The organism is Caproiciproducens sp. (assembly GCF_053840905.1).
Map to the genome: position 1 here is coordinate 32,632 of NZ_JBNLXQ010000009.1, position 22,478 is coordinate 55,109.

Here is a 22,478-nt window from a genome sequence, read left to right on the forward strand (position 1 = left end):
TCATTTATTTTTACTCGCCTGTTTCATCCGAAGCTCTTTGCTCAGTACCATCTTACGCATACGGATGCTTTTTGGCGTCACCTCGACCAGCTCATCGTTGCGGATGAACTCAAGGCTCTGTTCCAGACTTAAAACCGTGTGCGGAGTGAGCTTCAAAGCGTCGTCCGAGCCGGAGGCGCGGGTATTGGTAACATGCTTCTTCTTGCAGACATTGACGACGATATCGTCGGATTTCGGGCTGGCGCCGACAATCATGCCCTCGTACACCTCAACGCCCGGCCCGATGAACAGGCGGCCGCGGTCCTGCGCGTAGAAAAGGCCGTAACCGGTGGACTCGCCGGCTTCGTGCGCGATCAGCGAACCCTGCGCGCGCGTCTGGACGTCGCCCTTATACGGCTCGTAGGAATCGAACACGTTGTTCATGATTCCGTTGCCGTTGGTATCGGTCAGGAATTCCTGGCGGTAGCCCATCAGGCAGCGGGCCGGAATCTTGAACTCAAGATGGGTCATGCCGGTGTCGCGCGTACCCATGTTGAGCAGCTCGGCCTTGCGGTTGCCCAGCTTTTCCATAACGGCGCCGACGTAGCTGTCGGGCACCTCGATCATGAGCAGCTCAATCGGCTCGCATTTTTTCCCGTTGACGGTCTTATAGATCACGTGCGGCCCGGAAACCTGAAACTCGTAATCCTGACGGCGCATCTGCTCGATCAAGATGGAAAGGTGCAGCTCGCCGCGCCCGGAAACCTTAAAGGTATCCGCGGAGTCGGTCTCTTCCACACGCATGGCGACATTGGTTTCCACCTCTTTAAAGAGGCGGTCACGCAGGTTGCGCGAAGTGACGTATTTGCCCTCTCTTCCGGCGAACGGGCTGTTGTTGACCATGAACATCATCGAAACGGTGGGCTCGTCTATCTTAACGAAGGGCAGCGGCTCGATACAGTCCGGCGCGCAGGCGGTTTCCCCGATATTCAGCCCGGTAATGCCGGAAACGGCGACCAGATCGCCCAGCTTCGCTTCCTGCACCTCCACCCGCTTCAGGCCCTCAAACTGATACAGCTTGGCAACCTTTACATTCTTCTGCTCGCCGTCGCGGCAGCAGAGGACGACGTTTTCCCCGCTGTGGATCTCGCCGCGCTCCACGCGCCCGATCCCGATCCTGCCGACGTAGTCGTCGTAGTCGATATTGGAAAACAGGACCTGTGTCGGCCCGTTCAGATCGCCCTGCGGCGCGGGGATATACTGAAGGATGGCGTCGAAGAGCGGCGTCATATCCTTTCCCGGAACATCCGGGTCCAGCGTGGAGTAGCCGTCGCGGCCGGAAGCGTAAACGACCGGGAATTCCAGCTGGTCGTCATTGGCGCCCAGCTCAATGAACAGGTCGAGCACCTCGTCCACCACCTCCGCCGGCCTCGCGCCCGGACGGTCGATCTTGTTGACGACCACCAGCGGCTTTTTGCCGAGGCCGAGCGCTTTTTTCAGCACGAAGCGCGTCTGCGGCATGCAGCCCTCAAACGCGTCCACCAGAAGCAGGACGCCGTCCACCATCATCAGGATGCGCTCCACCTCGCCGCCGAAATCGGCGTGACCCGGAGTGTCCACGATATTAATTTTGACGCCGTCGTACATGACGGCCGTATTTTTGGAAAGGATCGTGATGCCGCGTTCGCGCTCAAGGTCGTTGGAGTCCATGACCCGCTCGGCAACATTCTCATTGGCACGAAAAATGCCGCTTTGTTTCAGCAGCTGATCGACCAGCGTGGTTTTGCCGTGGTCGACGTGTGCGATAATTGCAACATTTCGAATGTCATTTCTTGAATTCATAATCGATATTCCCTCTTTAATCATAAGTTCACAAAACTTTAATATTATACCACATTCCCACAGGTTTGTGAATAAGCGCCGCGAATAAAGCACGGGCCTGCCCGACAAAAAAGCGCCGGCAGTATACCGGCGCTTCGCAATATTGGAGCGAACGACGAGGCTCGAACTCGCTACCTCCACCTTGGCAAGGTGGCGCTCTACCAGATGAGCTACATTCGCAGATTTGGTGCGTGGATAATTATATGACAAAACCCGACCTTTGTCAAGGGAATTTTCAAAAATATTCTCCCCTTTTTTTGAATTCCCTATTTCGCATCCTTATGCTATAATAACAGACAAGACTAAAACCGAATTGTTAGGGAAAGGTGACCCTCTATGAGTTATTCCATTAATCTCGGAGACTGGAACTCCGTTTTCGCGGTGCCCTGCTCCGTAGTTGACCAACATATCAAGCTGGCCGGTTCCGTTCAGCTGAAGGTGCTTTTATGGGAGCTTCGCCACGCGGGCGACCCCTTTGAAGCGACGGATATCGCGAAAGCGCTGTGTATTGACAAGGCCGACGTCGCCGACGCCATGCTCTACTGGCAGCAGACGGGGCTTTTCTGTGAGAAAGACAAAGAGCTGACGCCTCCCGGAAGGACGGAGACCGTTCCTGAAAATAAAGAAGCCGTCCCGATGGAAAAAGGGCCGGAACACGAACCGGAAAAGCCCGGGCCGGCACCCGCCGAAAAACCGCGCAGGCTGTTTTTCCGCCCGCAAAAGCCCGACAACGCCTTTGTCGCGAAAAGGATCGGCGAATCGACGGAAATCGCCTGCCTGATGCAGGAGGCCGAGCAGATTCTGGGCCGGCTGATCTCCAACGGGGACTCCGCGATGCTTCTGATGCTGCACGATGATTTCGGGCTGCCCGCGGACGTGATCATCATGCTGCTGCAGTATGTGGTCAGCATCGGCAAGGCAAACACCCGTTACATAGAGAAAGTAGCCATGAACTGGGCCGACGAGGAAATCTTCACCCATGAAAAGGCGGAGGAAAAGCTGCGCAGGCTGGACGAAAGCCAAAAGGCGTGGCGGGTGGTAGAGCAGGCGGCCGGCATTCCCCACCGCGCGCCTTCCACCAAGGAGCAGGCGTTCGCCTCGGTCTGGGTCGCACAGTGGAAGTTCACGCTTCCGCTGATTCACGAGGCGTATGAGCGCAGTGTGGACAACACCGGAAAATTCACTATCAGCTATATGAACAAGATTCTGGAGCGCTGGAACCGGGAAGGCATTTCTACGCTGGAGCAGGCGCAGAAGGACAAGGAGGAAAGGGCGGCCGCGCGCAAAAGCGCCAATCCCCAGAAAACCTCCTATGACATTGAAGAATACGAGCGTTCCAGCGTGTTTGACAATTTTGACAGGAAGTGATCGCATTGGGCTACAGCAGGGAGGTTTACGAGAGCGCGGAACAGATTCTTTCCGAGCGCCGTAAAAAAGCGGAGGACACGGCCGCGCAGCGAAAGGCGGCGTTTTACGGAATCTGCCCGGAAGCCGCCGAAATCGAGTCCGTCCTGTCGCGCACGGCAATCGCCGCGGCAAGGGCGGTTTTGGGCGGCGGCAGCGCCAGAGAGCAGCTCACCCGGTTAAAAGCGGAAAATCTTGCCCTTCAGAATCAATTAAAAGAAAAGCTGAATTCCTTTGGCTGCGGCGAGCATTATCTGGATCCGGAGTATTCCTGCAGGCTCTGCGGCGACACCGGGTATGTTGACGGCAGGATGTGCGAATGCATGAAGAAGCTTCTCCGCGCGCAGGCCTATGATTCCTTGAACGCCCTTACGCCGCTGAAGCTCTCCACCTTTGAAAGCTTTTCGCTGGATTTTTACCCGGACAAAGCCGAAGGCGACACGGCAAGGTCCCCGCGCAGCGTCATGGAGGGCGTATACCGCAACTGCCGCAGATACGCGGACAGCTTTTCCCCCTCCTCCCCCAGCCTGATGATGCAAGGCGCCACGGGGCTGGGCAAGACGCATCTGTCGCTCGCCATTGCCAACACAGCCATCCAGAAGGGCTTCGGCGTGGTTTACTGCTCCGTCAACAACATGATCGCCAAGCTGGAACGGGAGCATTTCGGCCGCGACGAGGGAAACACCGGCCGCATGATCCTGGACTGCGACCTGCTGATTCTGGACGACCTGGGCACGGAATTCCGAACCGCGTTTTCCTGCGCCGAAATTTACAATATCGTCAATACGCGGCTGATGACCCAGAAGCCGACCATCATCAGCACGAACCTTTCCATCCAGGAGCTGCAGGAACGGTACACGGAGCGCTTTGCTTCCAGAATCATGGGGGATTACGTGCGCGTCCTTTTCAGCGGAAGGGACAACCGTCTGCAGAAGCTGTTAAAAAGTCAGTGCTAAAACAAAACGGGGGCTGCGTCGCGCAGCCCCTTGCTTATTTTATTCGATATTTTCGCCGAGGGCGTCAAGGCTCTGGGCTTTCAGGTAGGCGTTGATAAAGCCGTCCAGATCGCCGTCCATCACGGCGTTGATATTGCCCGACTCAAAGCCGGTGCGGTGATCCTTGACCAGCGTATAAGGCATAAAGACATAGGAACGGATCTGCGAGCCCCACGCGATTTCCTTCTGGACGCCCTTGATGTCCTCGATGCGCTCCAGATTTTCGCGCTCCTTGATTTCGACCAGCTTGGATTTCAGCATCCTCATCGCCACGTCGCGGTTCTGGTACTGGCTGCGCTCCACCTGACAGGACACCACGATCCCTGTGGGGATATGGGTCAGGCGCACCGCGGAGGAGGTCTTGTTGACCTTCTGGCCGCCCGCGCCGCTCGCGCGGTAAACGTCCATTTTGATGTCCTCGGGGTTGATCTGGACCTCCACGTCGTCATCGATTTCCGGCATTACTTCCAGGGAGGCAAACGAGGTGTGCCTTCTGCCGGAGGCGTCGAACGGGGATACGCGGACCAGCCTGTGCACGCCCGCCTCGCTCTTTAAGAAGCCGTAGGCGTTGATGCCCTCGATCAGGATACTGGCGCTTTTCAGCCCCGCTTCCTCGCCGTCCAGATAGTCCAGCGTTTCCACCTTGTAGCCGTGGCGCTCGCCCCAGCGGCAGTACATTCGGTACAGCATTTCCGCCCAGTCCTGCGCCTCCGTTCCGCCGGCGCCCGCGTGGAACGTCAGGATCGCGTTCTTGCCGTCGTATTCCCCGGTCAGCAGAGTGGACAGGCGCTGCGCTTCCAGCTCATCCTGAAACTTTTTCAGTTCCTCCTGCGCTTCCGGCAAAAGGGATAAATCTCCCTCCTCATTGGCAAGCTCTATTAATGCCAGCGTATCGCCATACGAATTTTTCAGCCGTTCATATGCGGCAGCCTTATTCTTCAGCATACTGGAACGCTGCAAAACCTTTTGAGAAGTGCTCATATCGTCCCAGAAACCGGGCTGAGCGGCTTTTTCGTCGAGCTTCGCAATCTCTTCGCGCATGCCTTCAAGCCCAAGCGCTTCCGCCAGATCGTCCAGATCCGGCTCCAGCTCCTGCAAAGCAAGCTTCATTTCTTCAAACTGCAGCATACTATCATCCTTCAAATAAATTATTCCATTACAGGATTTTCAATCCGCTTATCGCGTAATTCCGTGTTCCCTCCGACGGAACCGGAAGGGAACCAAAGTGGAGTCTTTCAGTAAAAAATGCAAGGATTGTTATTAATTATAAATTATTCCGTGTATAATGTAAAGATGAAATTACGGAATAACGGCCCCGCACACCGCGCCGGACGTAAGCCTGACGCGCGGTCAATTATGAATTAGCTGAAAACTTATTGAATATATTATTGAAGTTTCTTTTGAAATTATATACAATAGTTTCATATAACAGGATTGATATCTACATTATGGGAGGATAAACTATGATTGACTATACAGGTTTAAACTGCCCTGTCTGCGGAAAACCTTTTGCGCGGGACGACGATATCGTCGTCTGCCCCGAATGCGGCGCGCCGTATCACCGCGAGTGCTACATGCAGGCGGGCAAATGCGTTTTTTCGGACAAACACGGCACCCATGCCGCGTGGACTCCCCCGCAGAAGGAACCGAAGGCCGCCGACCCGGCGGCAAACGGGGCGGAAAACAGAACCAAACGCTGTCCGCGCTGCGGCAGTCTGAATTCACAGAACGCGATGTTCTGTGACCACTGCGGCCAGTCGCTGACCATGAACCAGCAGGATGTCGCCGGTTTCCCCAAAAGCGGCGGATTTCCCCAGAACGGGTTCCCTCAGAACGGCTTTCCCCGGGCGGGCGGCCCCTTTCCGCCGGGTCAGCCGGGTCAGCCGGGACAATCGGGTCAGCCGGGCCAGCCAATGCCGTTTATCTTTGACCCGATGGGCGGCGTGAACCCCAACGAGCCGATCGGCAGCGTCCCGGCGGGAGACCTCGCCAAGCTGGTACAGGGCAACACCCAGTATTATCTGCCGGTATTCCTCAACCTCAAGCGTTTTCACAGAAACCGTTTCAATTTCAGCGCGTTCCTGTTTTCGGGCGGCTGGATGCTGTACCGCAAACAGTACAGAATCGGTTCCATAATTACCGCGGTCATGACCGTTCTGTACCTGATTTCCACCTATGTGTCCCTTAATTTTTCCATGCCGCTGCTGGAATCCCTGATGCAGCAGCAGGGAATTTCCATCGATACGGTTTCGCCCACCTATTCCCAGCTGATGCAGGTGTCGGAGCTGCTTGCGCAGCAGCCGGTCCAGCAGATCCTCCTGTTCTGCGTGCCGACCATCATCGCGCTGGTCCAGATCGTCCTCATGCTGGTGGTGGGATTTAACGCGAACAAGTGGTATTTGAATCACTGCATCGGTAAGATCGAGCAGATCCATCGTCATACGCCGGAGCCGACCCTTGCCGCGATTCAGCTGCAGGAGCAGGGCGGCGTGAACACTTCTCTGGCGATCGGCCTTCTGATCTGTTATATGATCGTGTTCTATCTGCCCCAAATATTCTAGATATTAGGAGTGTAAAAATGAAAGTAACAAAAGCTGTCATTCCGGCCGCCGGGCTGGGGACCCGCGTGCTGCCGGCAACCAAATCCATGCCGAAGGAAATGCTGCCGATTGTGGACAAGCCCGCCATCCAGTATATTGTGGAGGAAGCCGTCCGTTCCGGTATCACGGATATCCTGATTATCACCAACCGCGGCAAGGGACTGATTGAGGACCACTTTGACCGCGTGCCGGAACTGGAGGCAAAGCTGACCAGCGGCGGCCCGGATAAGGAAAAGATTTTAAAGGAAATTATTGACCTCTCCCACGAGGCGAACATTTACTTCGTCCGTCAGAAGGAAACCCGCGGCCTTGGCCACGCGGTGAACTGCGCCCGCTCCTTCGTCGGCAGCGAGCCGTTCGCGGTCCTGTACGGCGACGACGTCATCATCGGCGAGGACCCCGCCTGCGGCCAACTGATCCGGGCTTACGACGAGTTCGGCAAGGGTGTTCTGGGCGTGAAGCAGGTGACCGCCGAAGCGATCACCAAATACAGCTCCCTGAAGGTGGAGCCGATCCACGACAACTACTTCCGCTGTACGGATATGATCGAAAAGCCGTCCCCCGACAAAATCATGTCCCTGTATTCCATTCTGGGCAGATGCGTCCTGACGCCGGATATCTTCGATATTCTGGATCGAACCCAGCCGGGCGCCGGCGGGGAAATCCAGCTGACCGACGCCATGTGCGCGCTGGCCCGCTCCGTGGGCATGGTCGCGGTGGACTTTACCGGGAAACGCTATGATATGGGAAACAAGCTGGGCATCATGCAGGCACAGGTGGAGGTCGCGCTGAAGCACCCGGATATCGGGCCCGAGTTCAGGGCGTACCTGAAGGAGCTCTGCAAAACGCTGTGATTTTTGTCTTGACTTCATAATGCCTTGCTGATATAATTATTCTGTTAAGCCGCAATTTTCGGCTTACTATCCTTGCTCCGGATTTATTTCGGGGCCAAAGTCCAAAAGGAGGTGCAAATAATGTCAGATGTAAAGAATTCCTATGAAACCGTATTCATCCTCTCCACAAAGCTCGGTGAGGACGCGATTGCCGCCCTGGTTCAAAAGTTTAAGGATCTGATCGAGGCAAACGGTACCATCGACAGCATTGATGAGTGGGGGAAACGCAGACTTGCATACCCGATCATGAAGCAGGAAGAAGGCTACTACACCTTGGTGAACTTCACGAGCGCTCCCGAATTTACGGCTGAGCTCGACAGAATTTACAAGATTACCGACGGTGTCCTTCGTTCTCTCATCATAAAGAAAGAAAGCTAAGAAGGAAGAGTGATTTGAATGCTCAATGTCGCTGTTTTAATGGGCAGACTTGTTGCCGACCCTGAACTTAGGCATACGCCGAACGATGTTTCCGTAACAAGCTTTACAATTGCCGTCGACCGTTCCTATGTGAAAGCGGGAGCGGACCGTCAGGCCGATTTTATCGATATTGTTGCGTGGCGCAGCACGGCGGATTTTGTGTGCAGATACTTCCACAAAGGCCAGCTGGTTGCGGTACAGGGTTCCATCCAGACGCGTACCTATACCGACAAGGACGGAAACAAGCGCAAGGCGTTTGAAGTCGTTGCTGACAATGTGCATTTTGCAGAGTCAAAACGCGACAGCGCAGGAGCGCAGGGCAGCAATTATCATTCAAAAACGGATATTCCCGCCGAGCAGCCGGCCCCCGCTTACACAAGCGGCGATACCGGCGATTTTGAGGAGATGCCCTTAGACGACGATCTGCCGTTCTAAGCATTCCCTCTTCAATACTGATGAGAAAAGGAGGCTTATTGCCATGGCTGATAGAAACGACAGAAACGACAGACAGGATCGCCGCCCCGGCGGACGTAAATCCCGCAAAAAGGTTTGCGGCTTTTGCGTCGACAGAGTGGAATCCATCGACTACAAGGATGTTGCAAAGCTTCGCCGCTTTATTTCTGAGAGAGCCAAGATTCTGCCCCGCAGAGTAACCGGCACCTGTGCGCATCATCAGCGTGAGCTGACCATCGCCATTAAGCGCGCGCGTCATCTCGCACTGCTTCCCTTCAGCAGCGACTGACGCCGCTGACTGCAAATTGGATTTTCAGAGCGGGCGCACAGGCGCCCGCTCTTTTGTTTGGAGGTCTGTTATGCTGATCGACATTCATGTCCACATGTTTACCGACCGGATTGCCAAAAGAGCGCTGAAAAAAGTCTCCGCCAACGTCTGTCAGGCGACCTACTGCACGGACGGCACGGTGGGCGAAACCACTGAAAAGCTCCGCAGCTGGGGAGTCGACGTCTGCGCCGCGCTCAACATCGCCACAAAGCCGTCCCAACAAACCGTTATCAACAACTGGGCGGCGTTCATACAGAACGAAAGTATCCGCTCCTTCGGCTCGGTGCACCCCGACGCGCCGAACGCGGTGGAAGAGCTTTACCGGATCAAATCGCTGGGGCTGTCCGGCGTAAAGCTTCATCCCGATTATCAGGATTTTTTCATAGACGATAAAAAACTCTTCCCTGTCTACGAGGCCATTTCCGAACTGGGCTTGCCGGTCGTTTTTCACACGGGCCGCGATTCCCTTTTTTCAGAAGGAACACACGCCCCTCCCACCGCCGTCGCAAGGGTGGCGGATTTGTTTCCCCGCATGACGATCATTGCCGCGCATATGGGCGGGATGGCAATGTACGGCGAGGTAGAGGAATCCCTGATGGGGAAAAACGTGTTCTTCGACACGGCGATGTCCATGTTTTGGTGTACGCCGCGGCAGTTTGAAAGTCTGGTGAACCGGCATGGAGCGGAACGCGTGCTTTTCGGAAGCGATTGCCCCTGGAGCCGTTCCTGCGACCAGTTTGCGTTTATTGAGCGCACCGGGCTGACCGACGCCCAAAAGGAGAAAATATACTGGAAAAACTCGGCGGAGCTTTTGAAGCTTCCGGTTTCGAAATCGTGGCGGCGGGCATAGAAAAAACGAAAGCGGCAAAAAAACAGGAACGGAAATTTCCGTCCCTGTTTTTTATTTCTCATGGTTTCATGATTCGGCGGGAGCGGGGCGGGCAGGCCTGTCGTCGTCCTGAATTCGGATATCCCCCAGCTGGCCGCTGAAAATTTCCAGCTTGCCCTGAAGCTTGGCACCGTTGTTCACCGTAACCGTGCCTGCTTTCAGATCGCCGATCACAATTGCGTTGCTCTGGCAGACGATGCTGTTCTTGGCCTGAATATTGCCCTGAAGCCTTCCGTTGATCGTCAGGTTCTTGGTCCTGATATCGCCGATGACAACGGAATCGCTGTCGATGTTCATATCCTCGGTGGCGGTGACATTGCCGCGGACCGTACAGGCCGAAAGCGTAATGCTGGAGCCCTGAATATCGCCGACCTGCTTTCCGTTGACCCTGATATTGCCGGTGGTCGTAATTCCGCCCGTAACCGTTCCGTAAATCTCAAGGTTGCCCTCCGATTTGATATCGCCGGCAATAACGGTGCCCTTTGATATCACCGTGGTCTGCTTGGATGCATTGTAATCATTGGCGGTAGGAAGCTCGTACGGCTTCTGGGGCTGAAAATCCGACTTCAGCGGCTGGATTTCGGGTCTGCCCGTTTCAATCGGTTTGGGCGCGCTGAACTGCAGGTCCTCGGGCTCGTCTTCTTTTACTTCGAGCTTGAATTCCGCGACGTTTTCTTCACGGGCATATTCTACCATTTTGGATTTGCCAAACTGCATGGAAGAAACTTCTTCTTCTTCTTCGTAATCCGGGCCGTCCCAGATTCTTTTTAAAATACTGATCAATCTGCTATTCTCGTTTTTTCTGACTGCTTCCATCGTCCTGCCTCCACAAACGTTGTTTTATCATGATATAAAAAAACATATTTCACCACTTTCTTTAATAATAATCTATTTTTTCAAATTTTTCCAGTATTATTTGCAAAATTTTTAACTTTTTTGTAATAAAATGTATAAACTCGGGGATTTCATAAGCATTTTGCAGGAACCATGCAAAAAATTTTCACACGGCTTCGTTTTGGCATCGGACAATTTTTTTGCAAAATTGCAGGAAAATGGCACCTGAAAGAATAATCATGCGTACATTATATCAATCCATTTACACTTTTACGGTTACGGATATTCATCATACTGCCCGATTAAATGGAAACGAGAAAATTATGCCGCGAAAAATGCCGGATCGTAAAACGAAAAATTCATTTTGCTTGAATTCTGTATATCCGCATGATATAATCATAAAAAGTTTACACAACGTTCACAGGCGTCCCGGACGGGCCGCAAAAATAAACTGAATTGACTGAGGAGGCAACCTGACATGAAAAGAATTGCAGCACTGCTGCTGGCATTGGTAATGACGGCAACAGCATTTTCAGGATGTAAAAAAGTGGACACCGCGTCCGGCTCCGCGGAAACCGGCAGCGACACCATCAAAATCGGTGTATTTGAACCTTTGACGGGCGCAAACGCCGCCGGCGGCGAGGCCGAAGTCGAAGGTATTAAAATCGCCAACAAGCTCTACCCCGAAGTTCTCGGCAAAAAAGTGGAAATCGTTGTTGCGGACAACAAATCCGACAAGGCTCAAGCCACCACGGCTGTCGCCCGTCTGATTGAAAAAGATAAGGTTTCCGCCATTATCGGCTCCTGGGGCTCCAGCTTTTCCATGGCCGCCGGCGATCTGGTAAAGAAAAACAAGGTCCCCGCGGTCGGCGCTTCCTGCACGAATCCTCTGGTGACAAAAGGAAACGACTATTATTTCCGCGTCTGTTACCTCGATCCGTTCCAGGGAACCGTCATGGCGAACTACGCCTTTAAGAGCGGCGCGAAAAAAGCCGCCGTCATTCAGGAGGTTTCCAACGACTACGCGGTCGGTCTGGCTACATATTTCAAAGAGGCCTTTATCAAGCTGACCGGCGACCCGAACTCTGTTGTAACAACCGTTAACTACAACACCAACGATCAGGAATTCGGCGCGCAGCTTTCCACCGTAAAAGCAGCCAATCCGGATGTGGTCTTTGCCCCCGGCAATTTTACGGAATCCGCGCTGGTCATGAAGCAGGCCCGTCAGCTGGGCATCACCGTCCCGTTCCTCGGCGGCGACACATGGGACATTGACGAGTTCACCTCCGTGGGCGGCGCCGACGTGGAGGGCGCCACCATCTCCACCTTCTTCGACGATTCCGCTCCCGTAACGGAAGAGGGCAAGAAGTTTGTCGAAGCCTATAAGAAGGAATACCCCGACAAAAATATGGCCGCGGTCAGCGCGCTGGGCTACGACGCTTACCTCGTTATCATCAAGGCGATTGAAGCCGCCGATTCCTCCGACTCCATCGCCATCCGCAGTGCTTTGGCAAAGACAAAGGACGTGGAGGGCGCCACAGGAAAACTGACCTTTAACGCGGACGGAGATCCCGACAAAGATTCCGCCATTATCAAAGAAGTGAAAAACGGAAAATTCACTTATAAGGATACGGTTACAATCGCAAAATAACGAATAATTGACGTAGGGATGTTGTGCTATGACACTGGAACTGTTTTTACAAAATCTGGCAAACGGGATTGCGGTGGGGAGCCTGTACGCCCTGATCGCCGTCGGCTATACGATGGTTTACGGAATTCTGCGCCTCATCAACTTTGCCCACGGCGATATTTTTATGATGGCGGCCTACTTTACCGTTTTTGGTGTTGCGGTCTTTCACCTGCCGTGGTATTTCGCGTGTATTTTTGTCGTCGTGCTGACCGCGGGGCTGGGTATGCTGATCGAAAGAGTGGCCTACCGCCCGCTGCGCGACGCGCCGAAGGATTCCGTGCTTGTTTCGGCAATCGGCGTTTCCTTTCTGCTTGAGAATCTCGCCACTTATCTTTTCAGCGGAAAACCAAAGGCTTTTCCGGATTTTCTGGGATTGATGTCCACCGTTTCGCTTGGGACGGTCTCCCTTCAGAAGGTCGCGCTCGTTGTACCGCTCGTTCTGGTCGTGTGCATGTCGATTCTTCTGTTCGTCACCAATAAAACCAAGCTCGGCATGGCGATGCGCGCCGTTTCAAAGGACTATGAAATCGCGCGCGTAATGGGAATCAACATCAATCTGGTCATCGCCGCAACCTTTGGCATCGGCTCCGGCCTGGCCGCTGTCGGCGTGATTCTGTGGGGAATGAAATACCCGCAGGTATCCCCCCTGATGGGGGTTATGCCCGGGCTGAAATGCTTCATCGCCGCGGTCATCGGCGGGATCGGCAACATCAAGGGCGCTGTTCTGGGCGGCTTTATTCTCGGCCTGATCGAGGTTATGCTGGTTGCGTTCTTCCAGCCGCTGACCGGTTACCGTGATGCGTTCGCCTTCATCCTCCTGATTTTAATCCTGCTGGTAAAACCGACGGGGCTGATCGGGGAAAAGACAACGGAGAAGGTGTGATAGGATGAAAGATACAAAAAAGCGCAACATCATCTGCACTGCGATTCTTGCGGTCATTGTACTGGCACTGATCTATTTCGCGAACAACTATCTGGACGCGTACGTCGTCAGAATCCTGAATCTTTGCGCAATTTACACCATTATCGGCCTTTCCATGAACCTGATCAACGGCTTTACCGGCCTGTTCTCTCTCGGCCAGGCCGGTTTCATGGCGATCGGCGCGTATACGGTGGCGATTTTCACGCTCCCGCTGGATATGCGCTCCACCATCTTTTATATGGAACCCATGAATCCGGCCATTGCCGGGATTCATCTCCCCTTTGTCCCGGCGCTGCTTCTGGGCGGCGTGATCGCAGGAGCCGCGGCCTTTCTGATCGGCGCGCCGGTGCTGCGGCTGCGCGGCGACTATCTGGCGATTGCAACGCTGGGCTTTTCGGAAATCATCCGCATCCTGCTCACCAACCTGCAGAGCATAACGAACGGAGCGCTCGGGATCAACAAAATTCCGGATAACGCGAACAACATGTGGTGGTCATTCGGCGTCGCCATCATTATCCTGATTCTGACTGCGCTGCTGATCAATTCCAGCTACGGGCGCGCGTTCAAGGCGATCCGCGAGGACGATATCGCGGCCGAGGCAATGGGCATCAACCTGTTCAAGCACAAGGTCATGTCCTTTGTCGTGGGCGGCTTTTTCGCCGGCATCGGCGGGGGCCTTTACGCTTCCCTGCTCGGCACGGTGGACCCCAAGCAGTTCTATTTTACGTTCACCTACAACTTCCTTCTGATTATCGTTCTGGGCGGCATGGGCAGCATCAGCGGCACCGTGATCGCGTCGTTCATCGTGACCTGCGGGCTGGAGCTGCTGCGCACCTTCGACGAACCCCTGACCGTTGCCGGCTACGAGGTTTCGCTGTTCCGCCCCGGCTTCAGCATGGTAATCTTTTCCCTTCTGCTGATGATCATCGTTCTGTTCTACAGCAAGGGTCTAATGGGCAGAACGGAACTGACCTGGGACAGGATTTTTCACTTCTTTGAAAAAAACAAGTCTAAAAAATCCCCGAAAAGCACAGAAGGGGGCAGCACGAAATGACACCGGACAACAAAAGCATCAATGAAACCATCGATAAAAACGTCGTACTCAGAACCGAAAATATGACCATGCAGTTCGGGGGCGTCGTCGCTGTCGACAATCTGCACCTGACGATCCGGGAGCATCAGATCGTGGCCCTGATCGGCCCGAACGGCGCGGGCAAAACGACCGCCTTCAACATGATTACCGGCGTGTACACCCCTTCCAGCGGCAAAATCTTTCTGCACGGCGAGGATATCACGGGCATGAGCCCTGATAAAATCACCCGCAGGGGCGTGGCGCGCACCTTTCAGAATATCCGCCTGTTTAAGGATTTGTCCGTATTCGACAATATCATCATCGCGAAGCATTTTTCCATGAAAAGCAATCTTTTCAGCGCAACCCTGCGGCTTCCGGGCGCGGTCCGCGCCGAGAAAAGGATGCGTAAGGAAAGCGAGGAGCTTCTGGAAAGGATGGGGCTGGCCGACGTGAAAGACGCCGTCGCAAGCTCCCTCCCCTACGGACAGCAGCGCCACCTTGAAATTGCGCGCGCGCTGGCCACCAAGCCGGAGCTTCTTCTGCTTGACGAGCCCGCGGCCGGGATGAATCCGCAGGAAACCGAGGACCTGACCGCCTCCATCAAGCAGATCCAGCAGGATTTCAACCTGACGGTTTTCCTGATCGAGCACCATATGGATCTGGTGATGGAGATATCCGACCGGATTTATGTGCTGGACTTCGGCCAGACGATCGGCAAGGGGACACCCGCTGAAATACAGAACAACCCGCGTGTGGTAGAGGCTTATCTGGGGGTGGACGAAGATGCTGAAAATTGAGAATTTATATGTCTCCTACGGCGGCATCGAAGCCGTCAAGGGCATTTCCTTTGAAGTGCCGGACAAGAGCATCGTTACGCTGATCGGCGCAAACGGCGCGGGAAAAAGCACCACCCTGCGCGCCGTGGTCGGCCTGGTCAAGCCGCAGAGCGGCAGGATCCTTTATAATGACGAAGACATTACCGGAAAACCTTCGGAGGAAATCGTACGGCACAGAATCACGCTGGTTCCGGAAGGCCGCCGTATTTTCCCGAACCTGACGGTTTTCGAAAACCTGAAAATCGGCGCATACATGAGAAAAGACGATTACTCAGAGGATATCAAATGGGTTTACGAACTTTTTCCCCGCCTGAAGGAACGCTCGTGGCAGCTTGCCGGAACCCTTTCCGGCGGCGAACAGCAGATGCTGGCCGTGGGCCGCGCGCTCATGAGCAAGCCGGAGCTGATTATGATGGATGAACCTTCGCTCGGCCTTGCCCCGCTGGTAGTCAAGGGCATTTTTGAAATCATCAGGGAGATCAACAAGCTGGGCGTCACCATCCTTCTGATTGAACAGAACGCCAATCTGGCGCTGCGGGTGGCGGACCAGGGGCACGTGCTTGAAACGGGGCGCATCAAGCTTTCCGGCAAGGGACGGGAGCTTCTGGAAAACGCCGAAGTCAAAGCCGCCTATCTGGGCAACAAAAAGCACGAGCTTCCGGCGCAGTAAGCAATAACAAGTTTTGGCCCCCTCGATGAGGGGGCTGTCAGGCGAAGCCTGACTGAGGGAATTCGATATCAGCAGTCTTTTTTCACTCCCTCCGACGCGTCGGGCGCGTCACCTCCCTCTGTGAGGGAGGCAGAGAACTTTTGTCTGTAAAACTGACTGAGGGCCCATGACGTTGTCATGGACCCTCAGATTTATTTGGTACGCGATTTTCTGGAGTTTGTTTTCTGCTGTACGGGAGCGCTTTTTTCTTTGATATAAACCAGCCTGTTATAGCCGTCGCTGTTCCGTTCGGAAAAAATATCGAAGATTTTCAGCGACTGGAGCAGCGGGGTCAGCTTTTTAAAGCCGTAATTTCTGACGTCAAAATCGGGGTAGCGGCGAACCAGCATGTTCCCGATTTCACCGACGAAGGCCCTTCCGTCGTCGTCGGATATTTCCTGGACGATCGTCCGTACGGCGCTTTTAACCGTTTCCAGAGGCATCATTTCCGGCGCAACCGTTTCCGTCGCTTCCCCTTCCGCGGGCAGCTCGTTGGACGCCGCCGTTTCACGCGCCAGGACCTCCAGATAGCGGAACTTGTTGCAGGCGGATATAAACGGAGGGGGCGTTTTCTTTTCCCCCATGCCGACCACGTTCATACCGGATTCGCGCAGCCGCACCGCGAGGCGCGTAAAGTCGCTGTCGCTGGAGACGATGCAGAACCCTTCCACATTTCCGGAATACAGGATGTCCATCGCGTCGATAATCATCGCGGAATCCGTCGCGTTCTTCCCGGTGGTATAGCCGTACTGCTGAATGGGAGTAATCGAAAATTCCAGCAGCACGTTTTTCCACGAGCCGAGCGCGGGCTTCGTCCAGTCGCCGTAAATCCTTTTGTAGGTCGCAACGCCGTCATTGGAGATCTCATCCAAAATGTATTTGATATATTTCTCCGATACATTGTCCGCATCAATCAGTACTGCAAAGCGGTTGTCCTGCGGCATTAAAATTACCTCTCTTTTCTTTTATGTGTCAGTAAAAATTCAAACCTCTTTTTTATCTCGTTACTTAGTATAAATCATATGGAAGAAATTATCAAACGGTACGGCGATCCGATTTATTCAAGCGGATAATGGACGCCCCATTCGGCGCGAAGCCGGTCCGTCAAGGCCAGAAGGCTGAACAGGTCCTCGGCCTGCTGCTGATTGACGGTAAGCGGCTTTCACACGGGACATGCTTGCCGTGCTCCGGACAGAGCCGGGCGTACGGGCCGCATCCGGGGTTTTCTTACGGTATGGACAGATATCGGCCTGCCCCCCACGCGACGCCGCGGTCGCACTCTTCCTCTGGCACGACCGCAAAACGGCCGGGCATTTCCGGGATCTTGCACCCGCGGGGAATAAACACGGAGGAGCCGGCAAATTCCAGCATCGGCAGGTCGGTTTCTCCGTCCCCCATGGCCAGAACCTCCTCCGGCCGGATCCCCAGTCTTTCACAGACATAAGAGAGCGCGGCGCCTTTGTTCGCTTCGGGAGGGTTGATTTCTCCCACATAGGGATAGGAACGGCCCGTAGCCAGATGAGAAATTTCTTCAGGCCAGGTCTGGAATGCTCTGTCTATGGACTGTTCGCTGCCTACGAGCATCACCTTGTTGACCTTCTCCAGCGGCAAATCCTGAAAGGCGGGCACCTCTGCCCTTTTGAACAGCTGAAAAGAGTCCATTACATCGAAAATCCATTGTTTATCCATATTTTCCGGAATCCACAGCCGGACAATATCCGGCTGAAAGGCCATTACGGTGATATTTCCGGTTTCCGCGCCCTGTTGATAGACTGTTTGCAGATCTTTGGCGGACAGGCAGGTTTCCGCCCACACCTCGTCGCCCGACAGAATCAAAGAGCCGTTTACGAGAATCAGTGGGCCTGTGATTCCCAGCTCCGAGCAGACGGACTTCACTCCCTGCAGCGGCCGGCCCGTGGCCAGAACGACCTGAATTCCCCCGGCTGCCGCCGCTTTTACGGCGTCGGCGTTTTCCGGACTGATTTTCCCCTCTTCATCGGTCAGGGTACCGTCTACATCCAGCGCCATGAGTTTGACAGACATATGATTAACCCTCTTTCAAAATCAATTCCTTTTTTCCAAAAGGCGGACTTGTCCCTTTCCTGCTTCTACTTGTATTATAAAGAAGAAAATGGTAAAAAGCAACCTTCACCGACTGCCGTCGTTTCTCCGGCAGATGGGCACTATGCCTTTCCGTACCCGGCTTCCAGGCAAAAGAAAAGGGCCCGCGTGTGCAGGTCCTTTTCTTTTGCTTTCTCAGCTGAAGATTTCCTTCAGCTCTGCGCGGCTTGCGTCGTCGGTCAGCGCCAGGATATCGTCATCCTCCAGGATTTGGGTATCTCCTTTGGGGATCAGGGTGGAATTGTCGCGCGTAATCGCAATCAGCACTGTTTTCTTCGGGATGGACAAATCTTTCAGAAGCTGATTGGCGGCCCTGGAATTCGGCTGAACCTTCATCTGGACAATCGAATAATCTCCGCGGCTGAGCTTCAGAAGCGTGAACATATCCTTCATGTTCATCTCTTCCACTACAAAGTGCGCCATCAGCTCCGCCTGATTCACACCGATATCCACACCCATGCCGCTGTTGAAGAGCCATGCGTTTTTAGGATTGTTGACTCTGGCCACCACTCTCGGCACACCGAATTCCATTTTGGCGAGAGTGGAAACGACCAGATTGATTTCATCCGCGCCGGTAACGGCGGCGACTACGTTTGCGGAAGCGATGTCAACGCTTTCCAGCACTTCCGGGTCCGATCCGTTGCCGAACACCAGGGTTTCCGCGGGCAGCTCTTTTTCCAGCTTGTGAAAAACACTTTCGCGGTGCTCGATGATCCGTATTTCGTGACCGTTGGACAGCAGCAGATTGGCAAGATAAGAACCGACCTGTCCGCCGCCTATAATGATGACTTTCATTTCAATTCCCCTTTCATACCAATCCCAGCATCGATTTCAATTTGTGGGCAGCGGAGGCAGCCACCGTAATATAAAGAATGTCCTCCGCTTCCAAAGTCGTACCGGCCGTTGGAATAAACGTCTTGTTGTAGCGGCTGACGCCGGTTACGTGGATTTCCCCGATCGCCGTTATCTCCTGGACCGTATGGCCGACCAACAGGGGCGGGACCTCAATGCGCACGATATTCACATTTCCGTTCCCCATTTCATACACACTGTCCATCTGGTGGTAGGTCAGAAGCTCCGTCGCCCTTTCAATCCCCCACGCCGTTGTGGAAATGGTCTGGATCCCGATCCGGCGGTAAAGATCAGCCTTGGTCGAATCATAAAGGCGCGCGACCACACGGGGGACGCGGTAAATATTTTTGGCGATCCGCGCGATCACAACGTTGGCTTCATCGCTCGCCGTACAGGATACCACGGCGTCCACCTGATCGATCCTGGCTTTTTTCAGCACGTCCCGGTCAAAGCCGATTCCGGTCACTTTGATTCCGCTGAAGTCCTTGCCCAGACTTTTAAAAGCGTCCGGGTTGGAATCGATCGCCGTTACCTGATGTCCTTTTTTCATCAGATTGAGGGACAGCCCCGTCCCCATTCTTCCTAAACCTACTATGATCACTTTCATGCCGTTCACCTCTCTGTTCTTTTTTCGTAACGCCTGACAGTTTTCTTTCTCAGAAACGCTTTTCTTACTTCTTCAATCACCACAATCAGCGGAGGCCAGGCACATAGAATCAGAAAATCCTGCAAACTGAGCGACGCCGTGTGGAAAACGGACTGCAGCGGGGGCAGGTAAGTCAAAGCAACGATCAGCACAATTTCGAAGATAATCCCGAAATTCACCTGCTTGTTGCTGAACAGACCGACGTGGAAAACGGACTGTTTTTCCGTACGGCAGTTAAATACGCCCCCGATCTGGGAAAAGACGATACCGGTGAGCGCCATGGTAGTCGCCTTGATATAGACCGGATCCACCCCGCCGGCAAGCGGCACGGCGGGCCACCCGTTTTGCAGATTGACAAAAAAGTAAGAAAATGTGGAAGCAATGGATGCTAATAAACCATACCACAAAAACGCCTTGACGACCAGCTTTTTGGTTAACAAAGATTCCTTTTGATTGCGCGGGGGCTGGTCCATGATGCCCTCCTCCGGTCTTTCCGTTCCCAGGCCCAGCGCGGGCAGCATATCGGTACCCAAATCGATGGTAAGGATCTGCATGACCGTCAGGGGCAGCGGAATGGCCCCGCGGGAAAACAGGAACATGGCGGAGGGAACCGCCTCCGGCATGTTGGAGTTCAGAATATAAAGCAGGAACTTGCGGATGTTGCTGTAAACCGCGCGGCCTTCCTCAATAGCGTGGACAATCGAAGCGAAATTATCGTCCGTCAGAATCATATCCGCCGCTTCCTTGGCCACATCCGTACCGGCAATGCCCATGGCTACGCCGATATCGGCCTTTTTGAGCGCCGGGGAATCGTTCACGCCGTCGCCCGTTACGGCGACGATCTCGCCCATTGCCTGCAGATTGGACACAACGCGGAGCTTCTGCTCCGGCGCCACACGGGCAAAGATGATTTCATCCTTCAGATATTCCCTTAACCGGTCATCCGAAAGCTCTTCCAGCTCCAGGCCCGAGACAACGCGCGGGTTCGGGCTTTTCACAATGCCGATGCGTTTCGCAATGCTCTCGGCCGTCAGGCCGTAGTCCCCGGTAATCATAATGATACGGATACCGGCGCGGTGGCATTCCTCGACGGCGGCAGCGACCTCCGGACGCGGGGGATCGGCCATGACCACCAGCCCTACAAAAACCAGATTCTGCTCGATCGTTTCGGGCGTGTAGGCGCTCATCGCTTTCGGGATGTTGTCCTCTTTATGCAGAAGACGATACGCGACCGCCAGAACGCGCAGGCCCTCATAGGCGTACCCGTCGTTTGCCTCCATGATCTTCTGGCGCATCTCTTCCGTCATCGGCTGAACCTGGCCGTTCACACGGATAAACTCGCTCAGCTTCATGACCTCTTTCGGCGCGCCCTTCACATAGGCGATGCGTTCGGTTCCCTCCATCGCTTTCTGCAGCTGATGGATCGTCGTCATTCTTTTACGCCGCGATTCAAAGGGCAGTTCCCTCAAACGCGGGGTCAGTTCCAGCTGTTTATGGACGTCGATCCCGGCCTTCTGCGCCACCACGCCCAGACAGGCTTCCGTCGGGTCGCCCAGCACCGTGTAGCGGGCCGATTCTTCGTTCGGCGGCAGCAAACGGGCATTGCTGCACAGGGCCGCGCCCGTCAGCAGCAGATTCAGGTCCTGATTTCCTTTGGCGGTGACCTTTTTTCCACCCTCAAGGATATCCCCTTTGGGTTCGTAGCCGACGCCGGTGACGTCAAATTCTTTTTCCGCCAGCCATAAATGGCTGACCGTCATTTCATTTTGCGTAAGCGTACCGGTTTTATCCGTACAGATAACGGAAGTGCTGCCCAGCGTTTCCACCGACGAAAGCTTCTTCACCAAAGCGTTCCTCTTGGACATGCGCTGTACGGCCATGGCAAGCGACAGGGTAACGGTGGGAAGCAGCCCTTCCGGAATAAAGGCGACGATCATCCCCAGCGCAAAGACAAACGATGCGGCAAAGGGCTCGTTTACAAAGAAATATGACGCCAGGAAAAACAGGATGCCAAACAGGATCGCGATGATGGAAATCTGCTTTGTCAGGCGGTTCAGCTCTTTTTGAAGAGGGCTTTCTTCTTTTTCCATGTTCTGAGTCAGGTCTGCAATTTTACCGAACTCGGTTCCCATGCCGATCCCCATCACAACGGCTTTTCCGTTGCCCTCCGAAACATTCGTGCCCGCAAAGATGAGGTTCGGCGTTTCAGCCCGCGTCAGGTCGTCCTTCAATACGGCGTCCTTGAGTTTGCGGACCGGGTTTGATTCTCCCGTCAGCGTGGACTGGTCCACCTGCAGGTCGTTGCATTCGACCAGACGGGCGTCCGCGGATATTTTATCCCCTTCTTCCAGGAGCATAATATCGCCGGTAACCAAATCCTCGGCCAGAATTTTCTGTTCTTCCCCGTCCCGGATCACCCGCACATACGAGGGCAGCATATTCTTCAGGGCTTCCGTAGCCTTATCGGCACGGCTTTCCTGCCAGAAGCTGAACACGCCGTTGATGACATTGACCAGCCAGACGGCCACGCCCAGCTGGGGCATGCCCGCAAAAAAGGCCACCGCACCCGCCACCCACAGCAAAATTGCCATCAGATGGGTGAAGTTGCCCAAAAAAGTAAGAACGGCGGATTTTTTCTTTTGGGAACTGATCAGGTTTTTGCCCTGTTCCTTTTGTCTCTCCTGCGCCTGCGCCTGTGTCAGTCCCCGGGGAGTTGTTTTCAGTGCTTCATAGGCTTTATCTACGGGGAGTTTATAAATGATTTCTTTATCACCCGATGTATTCTCCATGGTACTCAATTGTTTGCCAATCCTTCTTTCTGTAAGAATAAAAATTTCCTTTGCGGGAAAAAACGTGAAGAACAGTGAGAACAGGGAATTGTTAATAAAATATGTATTCCCCATTGATAGAGAATCATTATAAACCTTTGTGAAGCAATCTACAATTTGTCCAGTCAA

General features: G+C 54.1%; 21 protein-coding genes and 1 tRNA gene. 13 read left to right on the forward strand and 9 right to left on the reverse strand.

Translation table 11 applies throughout. The annotated features are described in order from the left end of the window. Together typA and ACQGQ5_RS10475 are read right to left on the reverse strand one after the other, a co-directional pair. Positions 1–1,821: a translational GTPase TypA gene (typA, locus tag ACQGQ5_RS10470; protein WP_455736450.1), complete on the reverse strand. Its 1,821-nt coding sequence runs from the start codon at positions 1,819–1,821 to the stop codon at positions 1–3. Between the two features lie 143 nt (positions 1,822–1,964). Next, positions 1,965–2,040, reverse strand: a tRNA-Gly gene (locus ACQGQ5_RS10475). Between the two features lie 156 nt (positions 2,041–2,196). On the opposite strand from ACQGQ5_RS10475, the gene ACQGQ5_RS10480 reads away from it, so the two are divergent. Next, entirely contained in the window at positions 2,197–3,228 is a 1,032-nt protein-coding gene (locus ACQGQ5_RS10480) for a DnaD domain protein (protein WP_455736451.1), read from the forward strand. Beyond that, positions 3,225–4,220 carry an ATP-binding protein gene (locus ACQGQ5_RS10485; RefSeq protein ID WP_455736452.1) on the forward strand — a complete coding sequence of 332 codons (996 nt, stop codon included), beginning with the start codon at positions 3,225–3,227 and terminating at the stop codon, positions 4,218–4,220. Before ACQGQ5_RS10480 ends, ACQGQ5_RS10485 begins: the two co-directional genes overlap by 4 nt. Before the next feature lie 39 nt (positions 4,221–4,259). Here the strand turns inward: ACQGQ5_RS10485 and prfB are convergent, their stop codons facing one another. Further along, positions 4,260–5,387 carry a peptide chain release factor 2 gene (prfB, locus tag ACQGQ5_RS10490; protein WP_455736453.1) on the reverse strand — a complete coding sequence of 376 codons (1,128 nt, stop codon included), beginning with the start codon at positions 5,385–5,387 and terminating at the stop codon, positions 4,260–4,262. 335 nt (positions 5,388–5,722) lie between these two features. Between prfB and ACQGQ5_RS10495 the strand changes: the two genes are divergently transcribed. From ACQGQ5_RS10495 to ACQGQ5_RS10520, 6 genes are all read left to right on the forward strand, one after another. Continuing rightward, on the forward strand, positions 5,723–6,820 hold the full coding sequence (locus ACQGQ5_RS10495; protein WP_455736454.1) for an RING finger protein: 1,098 nt from the start codon (positions 5,723–5,725) through the stop codon (positions 6,818–6,820). 17 nt (positions 6,821–6,837) lie between these two features. Further along, positions 6,838–7,713 carry a UTP--glucose-1-phosphate uridylyltransferase gene (locus tag ACQGQ5_RS10500; RefSeq protein ID WP_455736455.1) on the forward strand — a complete coding sequence of 292 codons (876 nt, stop codon included), beginning with the start codon at positions 6,838–6,840 and terminating at the stop codon, positions 7,711–7,713. A gap of 120 nt (positions 7,714–7,833) precedes the next feature. After that, entirely contained in the window at positions 7,834–8,130 is a 297-nt protein-coding gene (gene rpsF / locus ACQGQ5_RS10505) for a 30S ribosomal protein S6 (protein WP_141827864.1), read from the forward strand. A gap of 18 nt (positions 8,131–8,148) precedes the next feature. After that, positions 8,149–8,604 (forward strand): single-stranded DNA-binding protein, encoded by a 456-nt coding sequence (locus ACQGQ5_RS10510; RefSeq protein WP_455736456.1) that lies wholly within the window; start codon positions 8,149–8,151, stop codon positions 8,602–8,604. A gap of 43 nt (positions 8,605–8,647) precedes the next feature. After that, on the forward strand, positions 8,648–8,911 hold the full coding sequence (gene rpsR, locus ACQGQ5_RS10515; protein WP_455736457.1) for a 30S ribosomal protein S18: 264 nt from the start codon (positions 8,648–8,650) through the stop codon (positions 8,909–8,911). 70 nt (positions 8,912–8,981) lie between these two features. Next, positions 8,982–9,800 (forward strand): amidohydrolase family protein, encoded by an 819-nt coding sequence (locus tag ACQGQ5_RS10520; RefSeq protein WP_455736458.1) that lies wholly within the window; start codon positions 8,982–8,984, stop codon positions 9,798–9,800. A gap of 66 nt (positions 9,801–9,866) precedes the next feature. Here ACQGQ5_RS10520 and ACQGQ5_RS10525 read toward each other — a convergent pair whose 3' ends face one another. Further along, entirely contained in the window at positions 9,867–10,655 is a 789-nt protein-coding gene (locus ACQGQ5_RS10525) for a bactofilin family protein (protein ID WP_455736459.1), read from the reverse strand. A gap of 496 nt (positions 10,656–11,151) precedes the next feature. Between ACQGQ5_RS10525 and ACQGQ5_RS10530 the strand changes: the two genes are divergently transcribed. From ACQGQ5_RS10530 to ACQGQ5_RS10550, 5 genes are read left to right on the forward strand one after another with little or no spacing between them, the layout of a single operon-like run. Next, positions 11,152–12,324: an ABC transporter substrate-binding protein gene (locus ACQGQ5_RS10530; RefSeq protein WP_455736460.1), complete on the forward strand. Its 1,173-nt coding sequence runs from the start codon at positions 11,152–11,154 to the stop codon at positions 12,322–12,324. A gap of 28 nt (positions 12,325–12,352) precedes the next feature. Then, positions 12,353–13,246 carry a branched-chain amino acid ABC transporter permease gene (locus ACQGQ5_RS10535; RefSeq protein ID WP_455736461.1) on the forward strand — a complete coding sequence of 298 codons (894 nt, stop codon included), beginning with the start codon at positions 12,353–12,355 and terminating at the stop codon, positions 13,244–13,246. Positions 13,247–13,250: 4 nt separating this feature from the next. Continuing rightward, a complete protein-coding gene (locus ACQGQ5_RS10540) occupies positions 13,251–14,339 on the forward strand; it encodes a branched-chain amino acid ABC transporter permease (RefSeq protein WP_455736462.1) in 1,089 nt (362 codons plus the stop codon). Continuing rightward, complete coding sequence (locus ACQGQ5_RS10545) at positions 14,336–15,154, forward strand: ABC transporter ATP-binding protein (RefSeq protein ID WP_455736463.1); 819 nt, start codon at positions 14,336–14,338, stop codon at positions 15,152–15,154. Before ACQGQ5_RS10540 ends, ACQGQ5_RS10545 begins: the two co-directional genes overlap by 4 nt. After that, positions 15,141–15,863, forward strand: a complete 723-nt coding sequence (locus ACQGQ5_RS10550; RefSeq protein ID WP_455736464.1) for an ABC transporter ATP-binding protein — start codon at positions 15,141–15,143, stop codon at positions 15,861–15,863. The genes ACQGQ5_RS10545 and ACQGQ5_RS10550 overlap by 14 nt, the downstream gene beginning before the upstream one ends. Positions 15,864–16,054: 191 nt before the next feature. On the opposite strand, the gene ACQGQ5_RS10555 is transcribed toward ACQGQ5_RS10550, so the two are convergent. The 5 genes from ACQGQ5_RS10555 to ACQGQ5_RS10575 form a co-directional block, all read right to left on the reverse strand. Beyond that, positions 16,055–16,846, reverse strand: a complete 792-nt coding sequence (locus ACQGQ5_RS10555) for an NYN domain-containing protein (RefSeq protein ID WP_455736465.1) — start codon at positions 16,844–16,846, stop codon at positions 16,055–16,057. A 283-nt stretch (positions 16,847–17,129) separates the two neighbouring features. Continuing rightward, on the reverse strand, positions 17,130–17,945 hold the full coding sequence (locus tag ACQGQ5_RS10560) for a Cof-type HAD-IIB family hydrolase (protein ID WP_455736466.1): 816 nt from the start codon (positions 17,943–17,945) through the stop codon (positions 17,130–17,132). Between the two features lie 213 nt (positions 17,946–18,158). Continuing rightward, positions 18,159–18,818: a potassium channel family protein gene (locus ACQGQ5_RS10565; RefSeq protein WP_455736467.1), complete on the reverse strand. Its 660-nt coding sequence runs from the start codon at positions 18,816–18,818 to the stop codon at positions 18,159–18,161. Positions 18,819–18,831: 13 nt separating this feature from the next. Continuing rightward, positions 18,832–19,482: a potassium channel family protein gene (locus tag ACQGQ5_RS10570; protein ID WP_455736468.1), complete on the reverse strand. Its 651-nt coding sequence runs from the start codon at positions 19,480–19,482 to the stop codon at positions 18,832–18,834. Positions 19,483–19,487: 5 nt separating this feature from the next. Continuing rightward, positions 19,488–22,310, reverse strand: a complete 2,823-nt coding sequence (locus tag ACQGQ5_RS10575; protein WP_455736557.1) for a cation-translocating P-type ATPase — start codon at positions 22,308–22,310, stop codon at positions 19,488–19,490. Between the last annotated feature and the right edge of the window lie 168 nt (positions 22,311–22,478).

Excerpts from the sequence above, each read along its gene's own strand:
- typA (WP_455736450.1), bottom strand. The coding sequence starts at position 1,821 with ATGAATTCAAGAAATGACATTCGAAATGTTGCAATTATCGCACACGTC.
- ACQGQ5_RS10480 (WP_455736451.1), top strand. The coding sequence starts at position 2,197 with ATGAGTTATTCCATTAATCTCGGAGACTGGAACTCCGTTTTCGCGGTG.
- prfB (WP_455736453.1), bottom strand. The coding sequence starts at position 5,387 with ATGCTGCAGTTTGAAGAAATGAAGCTTGCTTTGCAGGAGCTGGAGCCG.
- ACQGQ5_RS10495 (WP_455736454.1), top strand. The coding sequence starts at position 5,723 with ATGATTGACTATACAGGTTTAAACTGCCCTGTCTGCGGAAAACCTTTT.
- ACQGQ5_RS10500 (WP_455736455.1), top strand. The coding sequence starts at position 6,838 with ATGAAAGTAACAAAAGCTGTCATTCCGGCCGCCGGGCTGGGGACCCGC.
- rpsF (WP_141827864.1), top strand. The coding sequence starts at position 7,834 with ATGTCAGATGTAAAGAATTCCTATGAAACCGTATTCATCCTCTCCACA.
- ACQGQ5_RS10510 (WP_455736456.1), top strand. The coding sequence starts at position 8,149 with ATGCTCAATGTCGCTGTTTTAATGGGCAGACTTGTTGCCGACCCTGAA.
- rpsR (WP_455736457.1), top strand. The coding sequence starts at position 8,648 with ATGGCTGATAGAAACGACAGAAACGACAGACAGGATCGCCGCCCCGGC.
- ACQGQ5_RS10520 (WP_455736458.1), top strand. The coding sequence starts at position 8,982 with ATGCTGATCGACATTCATGTCCACATGTTTACCGACCGGATTGCCAAA.
- ACQGQ5_RS10525 (WP_455736459.1), bottom strand. The coding sequence starts at position 10,655 with ATGGAAGCAGTCAGAAAAAACGAGAATAGCAGATTGATCAGTATTTTA.
- ACQGQ5_RS10530 (WP_455736460.1), top strand. The coding sequence starts at position 11,152 with ATGAAAAGAATTGCAGCACTGCTGCTGGCATTGGTAATGACGGCAACA.
- ACQGQ5_RS10535 (WP_455736461.1), top strand. The coding sequence starts at position 12,353 with ATGACACTGGAACTGTTTTTACAAAATCTGGCAAACGGGATTGCGGTG.
- ACQGQ5_RS10540 (WP_455736462.1), top strand. The coding sequence starts at position 13,251 with ATGAAAGATACAAAAAAGCGCAACATCATCTGCACTGCGATTCTTGCG.
- ACQGQ5_RS10545 (WP_455736463.1), top strand. The coding sequence starts at position 14,336 with ATGACACCGGACAACAAAAGCATCAATGAAACCATCGATAAAAACGTC.
- ACQGQ5_RS10550 (WP_455736464.1), top strand. The coding sequence starts at position 15,141 with ATGCTGAAAATTGAGAATTTATATGTCTCCTACGGCGGCATCGAAGCC.
- ACQGQ5_RS10555 (WP_455736465.1), bottom strand. The coding sequence starts at position 16,846 with ATGCCGCAGGACAACCGCTTTGCAGTACTGATTGATGCGGACAATGTA.
- ACQGQ5_RS10560 (WP_455736466.1), bottom strand. The coding sequence starts at position 17,945 with ATGTCTGTCAAACTCATGGCGCTGGATGTAGACGGTACCCTGACCGAT.
- ACQGQ5_RS10565 (WP_455736467.1), bottom strand. The coding sequence starts at position 18,818 with ATGAAAGTCATCATTATAGGCGGCGGACAGGTCGGTTCTTATCTTGCC.
- ACQGQ5_RS10570 (WP_455736468.1), bottom strand. The coding sequence starts at position 19,482 with ATGAAAGTGATCATAGTAGGTTTAGGAAGAATGGGGACGGGGCTGTCC.
- ACQGQ5_RS10575 (WP_455736557.1), bottom strand. The coding sequence starts at position 22,310 with ATGGAGAATACATCGGGTGATAAAGAAATCATTTATAAACTCCCCGTA.